The following is a 13,485-nucleotide window of genomic DNA, read 5'->3' as shown; positions in this document are numbered from 1 at the left end:
ACCCGTGAAGAAGAGCACCGTGGACCAGCGCATCGTCCTCCCGTTCGTGCCCGACGTGCCGCCGCCCCCGCTGCGGCGGCTCGGCCCTCCTGAAGTACTGGAGCGCTGGCGCACGACCGACCGCGCCTCCCAGGCCCCGCACCTCGTGGCCGTACCGGACGGCGACGGCGAGGAGTGGAGCGCCGCCGCGCTGGTGACGGCGCGCCCGCACACGTCCTATCTGAAGATCGTCGACGCGGTCGGCGACGTGCCGGCAGCCGTCGCCGCGGTCGTCGCCCACGCACGCCGCCAAGGGCTCGCACAGGTCAAGTGGGAAGGCTGGACGGCGAGTCCCGAGACCACCGCCGCAGCCGGCTTCACCCCGCTGTACCCCCCGCTCGCGCAGGCGGCGGACGCGGTGGGTCCCGGGACCGGCTACGTGCGCTGGCTGGGCGACGACCCGGTGGCCGAACCCCCGTACTACGGCCAGACCACGCACTTCACGTGCGGCGCGGTCACCGCCCTGGTCGCGCAGGCGCACGCGGGCGCGCTGCCGCGGGAGGCCCTGGACCGCGAGCGGGAACTGACACTGTGGCGCGGCGCGACCAACTTCCCCGCGTGCGAACCCGTCGGACTGGGGGTCGCGGTGCGCCGGGCGTGGCCGGCGTCCCCCGTCACGGTCCACCTCGACACGGACCGGCCCGTCCTGCTCGACCATCACCCGGAGCACGAACGGGAATGGCGCGCCCTGCTCCAGCACGCGTCACGGACGGACGCCGAGCGGACCGGCGTCCCGGTCGACCCGCGCCACCTCCCCATGGCGGAGATCCGGGGCGCGCTCGGCCGGGGGGAGCAGGTGCTGCTCCTGGTCTCGCTGGCCGCGATGCAGGGCTTCGACGTCCCGCACTGGGTGCTGTGCCACGGGGCGGTCCCCGGCGCCGTCGTGATCGAGGACCCCTGGGCCAACGCGGCCACGGGCGACACCTGGGTCGACGCACACCTGCTGCCCGTTCCCGACGCGTCGCTCGACTCGATGTCGGTCCTCGCGCCGGGCGGCTTCCGCGGCGCCGTGACCATCGGCGCACCGCAAGGGTGCTGCCCGCCCACGTCCGCGCGCGCCGCCCGCTGACACCGACGCTTCCCGGGTCCCTGCCCGCCCGCCCGCGTCTTCCGCGGCGGATTCGTCACGTACCGGAGACCGGGCGACAGCCGGGTCACCGGTGATCTGCACGGCGCGGTCCCTTACTGGTTCCACTACCACTTGCTCAAGGCCGCCGTCTCCGTCCTGCTGCTCCTCAGCCTCGGCCTGCCGAGCGCCGTCCTGTGGAACGCCTTCCGCCGCAGCTGGCGGTTACGTCCCCGCCGCGTCCGCCACCGGGACGGCGCTGCTCACCCTGGCCGCCCTGGTGGCCGCGATGGCCAACGTCCAGGCAGCGGCGGCCCCGTTCGCCTCGCTGCTCCCGATGCTGACCCGCGGATCCCCCCGTGGTGAACTCGCCGCCACTCTCACCCAGGCCGAGCAGCGCCTGCACGACGACCCGGGGGAGCGTACGGCCGTACGCCGCCGCCCCTGGACGCCAGGGTCTCCCGGTTCGCCGAGTACCGCGCCGTCCTGGCCGCTCTCGCCGCGGCCGTCGCGCTCGCGTTCCTCGCCGCGAGCGTGCCCGCGTGGCGCGCCCTCCGGCGGTCCGCCCCGGCCGACCGGCGCGTGCGGCGCGTGGCGGCGTGGCCCGGCGGCTCCAGCGTCGTGCCGGCGTCGGCGTTCGCCGTCCTCGTCCCCTCGCCGACGCCAAGAACGCGCTCGCCCCGGCCGAGGCCCTGGCAGTCTTCTTCGACGGGTCGTGGTGACACCCCGCGAGAGAACGCTCCGCACCGGCGAGCGGTTCTCCGACGGCGGTCCTACTCCGCCTGGTGGGCGGCGGCGACGTCCAGGACCCACGTGACCCCGAAGCGGTCGGTGAGCATCCCGAAGCCCGCGCTCCACGCCGAGGCGGCCAGGGGCTCGACGACCGAGGAGCCGGCGGACAGCTTCTCCCAGTACGCCTCGACCTCCTCGAAGGTCTCCCCGCGCACCGAGACGAAGAACGGCTGCGTGGTGATCGTGGTGCCGTTCTCCCGGCGGGTCGAGCCCGTGCCGCCGGCCGGGCCGCCGGAGGGACCCGGGATGTCGTAGGCCATGACGCGGAACCCCTCGGCGGTCTCGACCTGGCCGAAGACCACGTTCCCGGCGCCCGGGAGGTCCTTCGGCATGCCGAGATCGCCGTACGTGGCGAGGGTGACCTCGCCACCGAAGGCGCCCTGGTAGAACTCCAGGGCCGCGCGGGCCTCGCCCCGGAAATTGAGGTGGGGGGTCGTCCTGATGCTCACAACTGCTCCTTGCGCACATACATGTGGTGTCCGGGCCTGTCCCGGCACCACCGACTCTCGCAGCAGTGGAGGACAGGTCGTGTCCCACACTCGCGTTACGGTCGGGAACATGGCGACGACCACTTCCCGGCTGCTCCGTCTGCTGTCGCTGCTGCAGGCCAGGCGCGACTGGCCCGGCGCCGTGCTGGCCGAACGACTGGAGGTCAGCCACCGCACCGTGCGGCGGGACGTCGACCGGCTGCGCGAGATGGGCTACAGCATCCGGACGACCATGGGCCCGGACGGCGGCTACCGGCTCGACGCCGGCACGGAACTGCCTCCGCTGCTGTTCGACGACGAGCAGGTGGTCGCCCTGACCGTCGCCCTGCAAGCCGCCACCGTGATCGGAGCGGGCACCGAGGACGCAGCCCTTCGGGCACTGACCACCGTCCGCCAGATCATGCCCGCCCGCCTGCGGCACCGGATCGACCAGCTCCAGTTCACCGCCGTCCCCCGCCCCGGCGACGGACCCGCGCTCCCCGTGTCCCCTCAGGTGCTCGTCACCCTCTCCGGCGCCGTCCGCGCCCGCGAAGTGCTCCGGTTCGACTACGCCTCTCCCCGGCGAGAGGGTGACGAGCCCGTGCCACCGCGCCGGGTCGAGCCCCACCACCTCGTGACGTCCCACGGCCGCTGGTACCTGGTGGCGTGGGACCTCGAACACGGCGACTGGTACGTCTTCCGCGCCGACCGCATCTCCCCGCGCACCCCGGCCGGGCCCCGCTTCACCCCTCGGGAGATCCCCGGCGGCAGCGTCCAGGACTATGTCTCGGCGCGCTTCAAGGGTTCGGACGGGGCCAACACCTGGCCCTGCGTGGGCACCGTCGTCCTGGGGAAGCCCGCCGCCGCCGTCGCACCCTTCGCCGGCGACGGCACTGTCGAGGATCTCGGCCCCCACCAGTGCCGCTACACCGCGGGATCATGGTCCTGGATCGCTCTGGCGGCCTCCCTCAACCGCTTCGACACGGCCGTCACGGTCATCAGCCCACCGCAACTCACCGAGGCGTTCGCCGAACTCGCACTCCGCAACGCGGCGACGGCCACCGGTCAGGCGTGAGGGGCGGCAGCCCGCTCCACGGTCCCCCTGGTCCCGCCGCGCCGCCCGAGGGGGCGACGCCGCCCTCCCCGCATCCACCGGTGTGCTGTTGGCAACAGCACGTCCGTACCACGTGTCGCACCCCTTGCCCGACGAGTCGGCCGCATCCTATTTTACTCGACAGTAAGTTTACTTAGGAGTAAGGGGATTGCCTTGGCCGCCTATCGCACTGTCCTGGTCGGCACCGACGGCTCGGAGTCGTCGTTCGCCGCGGTCGAGAGGGCGGCCCGGCTCGCCGCCGCCTGCGGCGCCGAACTCGTCATCGCCTGCGCGTACACGCCCATGAGCGGACCCGAACTCGACCTGGCCCAGGACCAGTTAGGAGCTGAGGCATACCAAGTGGTGGGCTCCGCGCCCGCCGAGGACACCCTGCGGGTCGCCGGCGACCGGGCCCGCGCACAGCATGCGGCGGACGTGCGGACGGTCGCGGTACGGGACGAACCGGTCGCCGCGCTCGTGCGGGTCGCCCGAGAATGTTCGGCCGACCTCCTGGTCGTCGGGAACCGGGGGCTGCGCTCGATCGCCGGCCGCATCCTGGGCTCCGTCCCCGCGGACGTCGCCAGAAAAGCCGGTGTCGACGTGCTGATCGTCCACACCACATGAGTGCGGCAGAGCCGGCGGCGGAACCCGGCGCTCCGTCCGGCATCGGCGAACTGCATCGGAGCATCGAGGCACTGCTGCTCGGCGGCGGCCGCACCTGGACGAGGCGGGAGGTCGCCGAGCGGGTCGGGACAGGGGCCGAGCGCACCATGGAGATCTGGCGCGCGCTCGGCTTCCCGGTGGTCGACGACGACGCGCGGGTGTTCACCGACGCCGACATCGAGGCGCTGCGCGCGGGCGAGCGGATGATCGGCGCCGGACTCATCACCGCGCAGAGCGAGGCGATGATGGCGCGCGCCCTCGGACACCATCTGTCCCGCCTCGCCGAGTGGCAGGTGTACACCCTCTGGTCCTGGATGAACCGCGCCTCGGACGCGCCCCTGGACGGTGGGGAGTTGACGGCCCGCGCGGCGGCGCTGCTGCCGGAGATGGAACTGGTGCAGCGGCATGTGTGGCGCCGCCATCTCGCGGCGTACGCCGAACGGATGCTGGCCGAGGCGGAGGAGAGCGGCCCGGCACCGGGACCGGCACGGGGGAAGGACCAGCCCGGCGGCGCGGCCCGGGGCGGGGCGGTGCCTCCCGGCGAGGGCGCCGGCCTCCGAGACCTGGCGGTGGGGTTCACCGACATGGTCGGCTACACGCGCATGACCCGTGGACTGGAGAGCGGTGAACTCCTCGCGGTCCTCGACCGGTTCGAGAGCCTGACCGGCGACGTGGTCGCCGACGGCCGGGGCCGGGTGGTGAAGACCATCGGCGACGAGGTGCTCTTCACCAGCGAGTCGGCGTCCGCGGCCGCCGACATCGCCCTGGAACTCACCGCCCGCGCCGAGGCGGAGCCGGTACTGCCGCACGTGAGGACCGGGCTGGCCCACGGCGCCGTCCTCAACCGTTTCGGCGACGTCTACGGGACCGTGGTGAACATCGCGGCCCGGCTCACCGCGGTGGCACGCCCCGGCACCGTCCTGGCCGACACGGCGTTCGCCGGTGAACTCGCGGGAGTGGACGCGTACGAACTCAAGGCGCTCCGCCCGGTGTCGGTGCGCGGGTACAGCAGATTGCGCCCGGTGCTGCTGCGGCCGGCCCCGGTCCACCCCCTCAGGGGCGCGGGAAGCGGCGGGCGGTCCGGGTGACACCAGATCCTTCCGGGGCGGCGGGACCCGGGCGCGAGGGGACGATCACGGTGAAGGTGTCCCGGGCGTCACCGCCGTGGCGGGACGGGGCGGCCAGCCGCTCGGCGAGGGCGGTGAGTGCCAGGACGGTGCTCGGCCGGCCGTGGGTGAGCACGATCGGCAGGGCGTCCGGATGCTCGGCGTCGTATTGGAGGTAGTGCACCGGTGTGCCGTCGATGTCGGCGAAGCGGGACGGCAGGGCGTTGACGGCGGCTTCGTGGGTCCGCCACGCGTAGTCGGTGGCCCAGTGGCGGACGAGGCGGCGGAGTTCGGCGGCGTCGGTGCCCGCCTCCCAGCCGTCGACCGGCCAGGGCTCGGGCCACCGGGTCGCGCGCAGCCGGGCACGAAGGTCCTCCACATCGGCGTCGCTGACCTTGATGACGGGGGCGGCGGCCAGCAGGGTGTGCTCCTCGGCGGGTCGGTGCTCAGGGGGTGTGTGACGGCGGAGGTGTTGGCGGCGTCCCGGCGTGTGGTGTGCGTGGCGCCGCACAGGCTCCCGGTACGGGTGCGCATGTGTCCGGTCCGCCGGCCGGGACGACCGTCTGCACGATGGCCGCCCGGGTCGTCGCACGCGGTTCCCGCTCCGTGGACAGCAACGTGTGCGTGATCCTGCCTCCAGGAGGGCGTCGAGGCGGGCGGCGGTCTCGGTCCCGGTGAAGCGGGCCGGCGCCGCCCGGCTCGACCTGGTCCACTCCTGGGTCAGCGCGCGCAGCGCAGGATCGCGCAGCGCGGCCAGATGCAGTTCGAAGCCGAGCACCGCGCTGCGGTCCCGGCACGGCCCGCCCCGCACCAGTTCCACCAGGACGTCGACCAGCACCTACCTTAGGAACGAACGTTCTTATCTCGGTATCCGCGCCCCGCAGACGGTGGACGCCGGACGCCGGACGCCGGATCAGGCCGCAGTGAAACCGCCGTCCGCGGCGAGCACGGCGCCCGTGACGAAGGAGGACCGCGGCGAGACGAGGAAGCAGAGGACTTCGGCGATCTCGCGGGGCTGCGCCACTCTGCCCAGGGGGTGGGCGTCCGCGAAGGACGCCAGGTAGGCGCGGCTGTCGGGGCGGAAGGTGTCGAGGAAGTCCGTCTCGACGACACCCGCGGCGACGAGGTTCGCGCGGATGCCCAGGGGGCCGCCCTCCAGCGCCAGTACCTTGGTCAGCTGGGCCAGCGCGCCCTTCGACGCGCTGTACGCGGCACCCGAGGGCAGGCCGACGGTGGACGCGTAGGAGCCGGTGCTGACGATGGCGCCGCCACCCCCGCGCTCCTCCATGGCGCGGAAGGCCTCGCGGGCGAGGAAGAAGGCACCGCGGGCGTTGACGTCCATGACGCTGTCCCAGTCCTGGGCGGTGGTCCGCGTGACGGGCTTGTTCAGGGTGCGTCCGGCGTTGTTGACGAGGATGTCCAGCCCGCCGAAGGCGTCGACGGCGGACCGTACCGCACGGGCGGCGGTCTCCTCCGCGGTGACATCGCCGGGCACGGTCACGACTCCGGGGAACTCCTGCTCCAGCGAAGCCAGTTGGGGCCGTATGTCGAGGGCGGCGACACGTGCGCCGCGGGCGTGCAGGAGGGCCACGGTCTCCTTGCCGACGCCGCGCGCGGCGCCGGTGACGAGAGCCGTCCGCCCGGCGAACTCGGCTGCTTCGGTGGACGGGGGCGTGCTGGTCATACGGTGCTCCTTGCGAGGTAGGTCGGGGCGGGTGTCCGTACGCGGTCGGCGCTCACGGACGACGGCGTGGCGGGGGGGGGGCGGGACCGGGACCGTCGTCAGCGCTCCCGGCCGCCGGGCCGGTGCGGCCGGTGCCGGATGAGGACGGTGGCGCCCAGCCCGGCCAGCACGGTGGCGACGATGACCGCGGTGCCGGGGCGGTAGCCCGCCAGGGGGTCGCCGGGGTGCGTCCGCCGCCCGGCGTCGACGACCGCGGTGACGAGGGCGAGGACGACGGCACCGCCGATCTGCATGAAGGTGTTGAGCAGCGCTCCCGCCAGTCCCTGGTCCCGGTCGGGCACTTCGGTGACCGCGCTCATGTTCAGCGCGGGAAAGGTCGCGGCGGTGCCGATCCCGTTGACGACCATGACCGGCAGGACCACGGTGAGGAACGGGCTGCCGGGGCCGATCCGGAAGAACAGGGCGTAGGACAGCGCGAGGAGCAGCATCCCGGCGGCGATCACCCTGCGCGTGCCCAGCCGGGCCGCGATCCGCCCGGCGAACGGCGCCAGCGCGCCGTTGGCGAGGCCCAGCGGGACGAAGGCCCCGGCGGTCTGAAGCGGGGTCCAGCCCAGCACGTTCTGCAAGTAGAGCGTGGCGAGGAACGCGAACGACGTGTACGCGCCCCACATGGCGAAGATCGTCAGATTGGCGCCGGCGGTCGCGCGCCGGGCGAGGAAGGACAGCGGCACCAGGGGCCGACGGGCACGGGCCTCGACACGGAGGAACAGGACCAGCAGGCAGACCGCGGCGGAGAAGAGGACGAGGGTGCCGGGGGACAGCCAGCCGTGCGAGGGAGCCCGGGTGAGGCCGTAGACCAGGAGCACCAGTGCTCCGGTGGCCGTCAGCGCGCCGGGGATGTCGAGCCTCTCGCGGTCGCCGCCCCTGGGGTCCGCCGGAAGCAGCCGCAGCCCCGCGAGCAGAGCCGCCACCGCGATGGGCACCGGGAGCGCGAGCACCAGCCGCCACGACGCCTCGGTCAGTACACCGCCGAGGACGAGCCCGCCGACGAAGCCGCAGGCACCGGCGGTGGCGTACCACCCCAGAGCACGGCCGCGCCGCGGGCCCTCCGGCCAGCCGGTGGTGATCAGGGAGAGGGCCGCCGGTGCCAGGAAGCCCGCGGCGACACCCTTCACCAGCCGTGCCGCGACCAGCAGACCGCCGGTCGGCGCGAGCGCCCCCAGCACGCTCACCGCGCCGAAGACGGCGACCGCGGTCAGAAAGGCGCGGCGCCGGCCGAACAGGTCGGCCACCCGGCCGCCCAGCAGGAGGAACCCGCCGTAACCGAGCGCGTAGGCGGACACGACCCACTGCAGGGACCCGGGCGCCATGCCGAGGTCGCGCTGGATCGCGGGCAGGGCCACGCCCACGTCGGACAGGTCGATGGCGTCCATGAAATGGGCCGCGCACAGCACCAGCAGGGCCGGGTGACCGGGTGCTGGGGAGACCTGGGCGTGTCCGTGAAGGTGGGTACGGGGAACGAGGGCGCTGCCGCTGTGCTTCCTCACGAGGGCCTCTCCGCCCGGTTCTCGCGGTGGAGGACGAGGTGCTCGTGGTGGAGGACGCCGTCGCGGATGTCGCCGGTGGCGGTGAATCCGGTGTCGTCGACGTAGTCGAGGTGGTCGCCGGTCACCGTGTACCGGCCGGTGTACGCGCTGCGCCGGTCTCCCCGGGCCTCGTCGTAGCGCCCGTCCGGCAGCAGCTCCTGGCGGATGTGACCGTCCGCGGTCACCCACATGCCGACCACGTCGGCGTTCCCGCGGGTGTGGTCGCCGCTGCGCGCGTCGTCTGTCATCGGACTTCCCTTCGTCGGTGGGCGTCGGCTGTCGTGCCCGGCCGAGTCTGCGCGGCTCGGCGAAGGGGTACCAGGGTCCTCTCTGCCTGGGTGCGGCACACCCAGGCAGCGCGCGGGGACACCGCCTAGCCTGGGGGCCATGGACGACAACCACCTGGGGGAGTTCCTCCGCGCGCGCCGCGCCCGCCTGCGGCCGCAGGACGTCGGCATGGCCGGTCACGGCGTACGCAGGGTCGCCGGGCTGCGCCGCGAGGAGGTCGCCGTCCTGGCCGGCGTCAACGCCGACTACTACACGCGCCTGGAGCAGGGCCGCGAGCGGCACCCCTCGCCCCAGGTCCTGGACGCCCTCGGCCGCGCCCTCCTGCTCGGTCCGGACGCCCACGCCCACCTGCACCGCCTGGCCGGGGTGGCACCGCAGGGCGGCTCCCTCCACGCCACGGAGCGGGTGAGTCCCGCGCTGCGCCAGCTGATGGACGGCTACGCGCACACCCCGGCGTTCGTCATGAGCCGCACCCTCGACCTCCTGGCTGCCAACGCCCTGGCCGACGCGCTCCACGCCCCCTTCGCCCCCGCGGACAACCTGGCCCGCATGACCTTCCTCGACCCGGCCGGACGGCAGTTCTACCAGGACTGGGACCGGGCCGCGCAGGCCGCCGTGGCCAATCTGCGCCAGGCGAGCGGCTTCGACCCCGAACACCCGCGCCTGCGCCGTCTCGTGGACGCACTGGCCGAACACAGCGCCGAGTTCCGGCGGCTGTGGGCGCGGCACACCGTGCGCGGCAAGACCCAGGACGCCAAGCGCCTCCTCCACCCGGAGGTCGGGCCGCTCTCCCTCACCTACCAATCCTTCGACGTCCGCGACGCCCCGGGCCAGCAACTCGTCATCTACCACGCAGAACCGGGCAGCCCTACCGCCCAGGCCCTCACCCTCCTCGGCTCCCTCCACGCGGCGGCCCACGGGTCACGCCCCGTCGCGCCGGGCGGTGAGAACCGCGACTCATGAACACCGCCTGCCGCACGGAGCGTGCTTCACTTCACGACGTCGCGACGCTCCGTGGCCGGGCCACGGAGTGTTCAGCCCTGCTTGGGGGCCGTGATGGGCATCAGCCGCAGTGTGAAGGAGTGACCGGCCGGATCGGCGTATCCGCGTTCCTCGTACGGGCCCGCCGGGTCCTTGGTCTCGACCGGCCGGCCGCCGAGGCCCACCACTCGCCGCTCGGCCTCGTCCAAGTCCTCGACGAAGAAGACCAGATGGGCCTGGAGGGAGTTCTCCGGGCGCGGCCAGCTGGGCGAGGTGGCGTTCAGGTCGCGGCGGAAGGCCAGCCGCAATCCGTCGGCGCCGCGCACCTCCACCAGGTTGGCGGAGGCCTCTGTCTGCTCGCCCTCCAGCAACTGCTCGTAGAACGCGGAGAGTTTCTCGGGCTCGGCGCAGTCGAGGACCACGACACCCGCCTTCACCACTGCCATGCTTCCTCCCAGGGACGGCCTGTTTCTACGGATGTCCGCTGCCGTCGGATTCAGTCCGCGGACGGCGGCGTGACTCCCGACACCGGCCCCCCCGGACGAACAGGACGAACAGGACGAACAGGGCGGACAGGGCGGACTGGACGGACCGGCCCTACGCGGTCGAGGTGGCGCAGCGCGAGCAGCCCGCCCGCGCCAGGTAACAGGGCCAGGACCTTGGCGGGGGCCGGTGCCCGCCGAAGACGCCAGGTCGCGATCACCACGAACAGGTAGGCGCAGCCGTGGGTGGGGCCCATCAGCGATGAGACGGGCTTGAGGTGGACGGTGAACAGGTTGGCCAGCATCACGATCAGGGAGATCAGTTCGGCGTGCGCCGCGAGGCGCAGACGGCGCGGCGAGCGGAGGCGCACGGTCACACTCCCGTGGTGGAACCGGGCCGGACGATCATCAGCACGGTGACGGCGGCCCAGAGCAGGTTGAAGAGGCCGGTGACCATGGCGAGACGGCCGGGCTCCCAGGGGAGTCGAGCCGACGAGTCGGCATCCGTCGTCCCGGTCAGCGCACGCTCCTGGGCGGGCAGGATCAGCAGGCCCAGGACACCGGCGGCCGCCGCGGTCAACAGGATCGAGACGATCAGCCAGGCGTCGCCGAGGACGCCGAGACTGCTGGCCGTGGCCAGGCCGAGCAGGGGCACCGCGATGCCGATGCCCGCGTAGACTCGGCAGATGCGGTGCAGCGTCCGCAGGGTCGTACGGGCGTCCTGATCGCCGGGAGTGCGGCGCAGCACCGCGGGGAACATGCTCGCGGCCACGGTGACCGGCCCGACGGTGACGAGGGCGGCGAGCACGTGCAAGGACAGGAGGAGTTTGTTCACGCCCGGCGCTCCGACGTGGACCGGCGCTCGCCGGTGACCTCCGGGGCCGGAAGGCGGCCCGCTCCGCAGGCGCCCCGGAGGGTGCGGCCGTCGACCGTGACGTCGAACGCCAGGTCCAGCCGCATGGGCCTGCTGACGGCCTGCGTCCAGGTGAGCCGGTCGCCGCCCTGGACGACGTCGTTCAGGGGTACGGGTACCTCCGCACCGGCTCCGTACGCGGTTGCGGTCAGGACGCAGACGCGTCGGCGGAGTTCGACCACGGCCTCCATCCGGCGGATCGGGGTGGAGACGGCGAGGTGCCAAGTGTCTTCGACAGACATGCTGGTGTCCTTTCTGACGGTACGTCACAAACGGGTGGGGGTGTGTGGTCAGAGAACGGCGGGAGCCGCTCCCCGGGCGCGCCACACGGTGCCGCGCCGCTCGTGGGCGAACAACTCCTCGACGGCGTGAGCGATACGAGGACCGACCTCGCGCTCCAGCAGATAGAGCCCGAGGTCGAGCCCCGAGGTGACACCGGCGCCGCTGACCAGGTCGCCGTCGTCCACGACACGAGCGCGGACCGCATGGGCGCCGGTGGCGTCGAGCATGTCCAGGCCCAGGTGGTGGGTGGTGGCGTGACGCCCCTCCAGCAGACCGGCCATGGCCAGGACGAGCGAGCCACCGCAGACGGTGGCGACCGTGACCGTCGGGTCGTCCATCGCCTGCCGCAGAAGCGCGGGGAGCCCGGTGGTCAGCGTGCGGCCCAGGAGCACCGGGACGGACGCGTCCTGCTGCGACACGTCGGCGCCTGCCTCGTCCTGCCTTGATCCGCCAGTGCCCGTCTCATCCTGCTTCGACCCGCCGACGCCCGCCTCTTCCTCCGGCGGCTCGCCAGGTCCGCCGACGCGGCCGGAGGCCCCGGGCACCAGGAGCACGTCCGCCCGCCCCGGGTCGAGGACGCCGACGGCGCGCAGCGCCAGCCCCCCGGTGCCACTGATCACCTCGCGGGCACCCTCGGCGGAGACCAGCTCCACGGTCACCGCGCCGTCCGATGCCGTGCCGCCGGCGTGCAGCACCTCATAGGGGGCGATGACATCGAGCGGGTCGAAGCCGTCGAACAGGACGATCTGGATGTGCATGGAGGGGTTCCTTCGACAAGGTTCCGGCTGTGACGCCACAGAAGTCAACCGTCCGCCGCCCCGGTCGCCCAGTGGCACAAGTGACAGGCTTCGACGGGAAAACGCCATGCGCTTCCCAGGGCCTCCGGAGTGCGGTGACCTGGTCCCACCCGGGCACCGGTTCGGGAACCCCGTGCCGTGAGGAGATAGGTTCCGGCCATGCACACCGTCGCGGTTCTCGCTCTGGATCAGGTGATCCCGTTCGACCTGTCCACCCCGATCGAGGTCTTCTCCCGGACACGCCTGCCCGACGGGCGGCCCGGCTACCGGGTCCGGGTGTGCGGCGAGCGCGACGAGATCGACGCCGGGGCCTTCACCCTGCGCGCCCTCTGGGACCTGTCGGCCCTCCGGGACGCGGACACGATCATCGTGCCGGGCGTCGCCGACGTCACCGCCCCGCTCTCTCCCGCCGTACACGACGCGCTGCGGTCGGCGGCTGCCGACGGCACCCGGATCGCCTCCCTCTGTGTGGGCGCCTTCCCTCTGGCCGCCACCGGGCTCCTCGACGGGCTGCGCGTCACGACCCACTGGCGTGCGGCCGGGCTGCTGGCCGAGCTCCACCCGGACATCGAGGTCGACCCGGACGTCCTCTACGTGGACAACGGCCAGTTCCTCACGTCGGCCGGCGCCGCCGCGGGCATGGACCTGTGTCTGCACATGATCCGCCGTGACTACGGCTCGGCCGTCGCCGCCGACGCCGCCCGCCTGTCGGTGATGCCTCTCGAACGGGAGGGCGGGCAGGCGCAGTTCATCGCCCATGACCACGTTCCCGTGCCGCAGGGCTCCGAGTGGGAGGCGCTGCTCACCTGGCTGCGCGAGAACCTCGCCCGCGATCTCACCCTGGCCGACATCGCCGAGCGGGCCGGGACCAGCACCCGCACCCTGATCCGGCGCTTCCGCGACCAGACCGGCACCACCCCGCTGCAATGGCTGCACCGGGCCCGCGTCCGCCAGGCGCAGCACCTGCTCGAAACCACGGAGCACTCCGTCGAACGCATCGGCGGTCAGGTCGGCTTCGGGTCGTCCACCACCTTCCGCGACCGCTTCAAGCGCACCACCGGTGTCAGCCCGCAGACCTACCGGCGCGCGTTCGGCTGAGCCGGGTGCATCCGCCCGCCCCGGCGGGCGGCGCACCGAGACCCGCGCAGGAACGTGGTGACGCACCTCACGTGGGCTGCCGGGAGCGGGACCGCTCGCGCGTCCGACTACTGACAGGACACCGCGGAACACCGCGCTTCCCCGGGCC

At 73.3% G+C, this 13,485-nt stretch carries 16 protein-coding genes; 6 read left to right on the top strand and 10 right to left on the bottom strand.

Features of this window, described 5'->3' with window-relative positions; all coding sequences use genetic code 11:
• Positions 1–4: 4 nt before the first annotated feature.
• Positions 5–1,108, top strand: a complete 1,104-nt coding sequence (locus R4Z62_RS00190) for a peptidase C39 family protein (RefSeq protein ID WP_491518758.1) — start codon at positions 5–7, stop codon at positions 1,106–1,108.
• A 770-nt stretch (positions 1,109–1,878) separates the two neighbouring features.
• On the opposite strand, the gene R4Z62_RS00185 is transcribed toward R4Z62_RS00190, so the two are convergent.
• Positions 1,879–2,346, bottom strand: a complete 468-nt coding sequence (locus R4Z62_RS00185) for a VOC family protein (RefSeq protein WP_064530825.1) — start codon at positions 2,344–2,346, stop codon at positions 1,879–1,881.
• A 109-nt stretch (positions 2,347–2,455) separates the two neighbouring features.
• Between R4Z62_RS00185 and R4Z62_RS00180 the strand changes: the two genes are divergently transcribed.
• From R4Z62_RS00180 to R4Z62_RS00170, 3 genes are all read left to right on the top strand, one after another.
• Positions 2,456–3,439: a helix-turn-helix transcriptional regulator gene (locus R4Z62_RS00180; protein ID WP_382850279.1), complete on the top strand. Its 984-nt coding sequence runs from the start codon at positions 2,456–2,458 to the stop codon at positions 3,437–3,439.
• 192 nt (positions 3,440–3,631) lie between these two features.
• Positions 3,632–4,081 (top strand): universal stress protein, encoded by a 450-nt coding sequence (locus tag R4Z62_RS00175; RefSeq protein WP_491518757.1) that lies wholly within the window; start codon positions 3,632–3,634, stop codon positions 4,079–4,081.
• Positions 4,078–5,208, top strand: a complete 1,131-nt coding sequence (locus R4Z62_RS00170) for an adenylate/guanylate cyclase domain-containing protein (protein ID WP_491518756.1) — start codon at positions 4,078–4,080, stop codon at positions 5,206–5,208. The genes R4Z62_RS00175 and R4Z62_RS00170 overlap by 4 nt, the downstream gene beginning before the upstream one ends.
• On the opposite strand, the gene R4Z62_RS00165 is transcribed toward R4Z62_RS00170, so the two are convergent.
• The 4 genes from R4Z62_RS00165 to R4Z62_RS00150 form a co-directional block, all read right to left on the bottom strand.
• On the bottom strand, positions 5,174–6,064 hold the full coding sequence (locus tag R4Z62_RS00165) for an epoxide hydrolase N-terminal domain-containing protein (RefSeq protein ID WP_491518755.1): 891 nt from the start codon (positions 6,062–6,064) through the stop codon (positions 5,174–5,176). The genes R4Z62_RS00170 and R4Z62_RS00165 overlap by 35 nt on opposite strands.
• A 75-nt stretch (positions 6,065–6,139) precedes the next feature.
• Positions 6,140–6,910, bottom strand: coding sequence for an SDR family NAD(P)-dependent oxidoreductase (locus tag R4Z62_RS00160; RefSeq protein ID WP_389595616.1), 771 nt, complete (start codon positions 6,908–6,910; stop codon positions 6,140–6,142).
• Positions 6,911–7,008: 98 nt separating this feature from the next.
• Positions 7,009–8,457, bottom strand: coding sequence for an MFS transporter (locus R4Z62_RS00155; protein WP_491518754.1), 1,449 nt, complete (start codon positions 8,455–8,457; stop codon positions 7,009–7,011).
• Positions 8,454–8,744 (bottom strand): Atu4866 domain-containing protein, encoded by a 291-nt coding sequence (locus R4Z62_RS00150; RefSeq protein WP_064530818.1) that lies wholly within the window; start codon positions 8,742–8,744, stop codon positions 8,454–8,456. Before R4Z62_RS00150 ends, R4Z62_RS00155 begins: the two co-directional genes overlap by 4 nt.
• Before the next feature lie 139 nt (positions 8,745–8,883).
• Between R4Z62_RS00150 and R4Z62_RS00145 the strand changes: the two genes are divergently transcribed.
• The gene (locus R4Z62_RS00145; RefSeq protein ID WP_491518753.1) at positions 8,884–9,747 is read left to right on the top strand and encodes a helix-turn-helix transcriptional regulator; all 864 of its coding nucleotides are present in this window, start codon (positions 8,884–8,886) and stop codon (positions 9,745–9,747) included.
• Between the two features lie 71 nt (positions 9,748–9,818).
• Here the strand turns inward: R4Z62_RS00145 and R4Z62_RS00140 are convergent, their stop codons facing one another.
• From R4Z62_RS00140 to R4Z62_RS00120, 5 genes are read right to left on the bottom strand one after another with little or no spacing between them, the layout of a single operon-like run.
• Entirely contained in the window at positions 9,819–10,211 is a 393-nt protein-coding gene (locus R4Z62_RS00140; RefSeq protein ID WP_355482406.1) for a VOC family protein, read from the bottom strand.
• A gap of 50 nt (positions 10,212–10,261) precedes the next feature.
• A complete protein-coding gene (locus tag R4Z62_RS00135) occupies positions 10,262–10,624 on the bottom strand; it encodes a DUF3817 domain-containing protein (RefSeq protein WP_491518752.1) in 363 nt (120 codons plus the stop codon).
• Positions 10,621–11,082: a hypothetical protein gene (locus R4Z62_RS00130; RefSeq protein WP_491518751.1), complete on the bottom strand. Its 462-nt coding sequence runs from the start codon at positions 11,080–11,082 to the stop codon at positions 10,621–10,623. Before R4Z62_RS00130 ends, R4Z62_RS00135 begins: the two co-directional genes overlap by 4 nt.
• Positions 11,079–11,402 (bottom strand): hypothetical protein, encoded by a 324-nt coding sequence (locus R4Z62_RS00125; protein WP_491518750.1) that lies wholly within the window; start codon positions 11,400–11,402, stop codon positions 11,079–11,081. The genes R4Z62_RS00130 and R4Z62_RS00125 overlap by 4 nt, the downstream gene beginning before the upstream one ends.
• A 48-nt stretch (positions 11,403–11,450) precedes the next feature.
• Entirely contained in the window at positions 11,451–12,200 is a 750-nt protein-coding gene (locus R4Z62_RS00120) for a DJ-1/PfpI family protein (protein WP_491518749.1), read from the bottom strand.
• 198 nt (positions 12,201–12,398) lie between these two features.
• Here R4Z62_RS00120 and R4Z62_RS00115 point away from each other — a divergent pair, with 198 nt between their 5' ends.
• Entirely contained in the window at positions 12,399–13,337 is a 939-nt protein-coding gene (locus tag R4Z62_RS00115) for a GlxA family transcriptional regulator (RefSeq protein ID WP_491518748.1), read from the top strand.
• The last annotated feature ends 148 nt before the right edge of the window (positions 13,338–13,485 follow it).

Source organism: Streptomyces sp. PL-25 (genome assembly GCF_058344915.1).
This window is presented reverse-complemented; position numbering and strand designations above follow the sequence as displayed.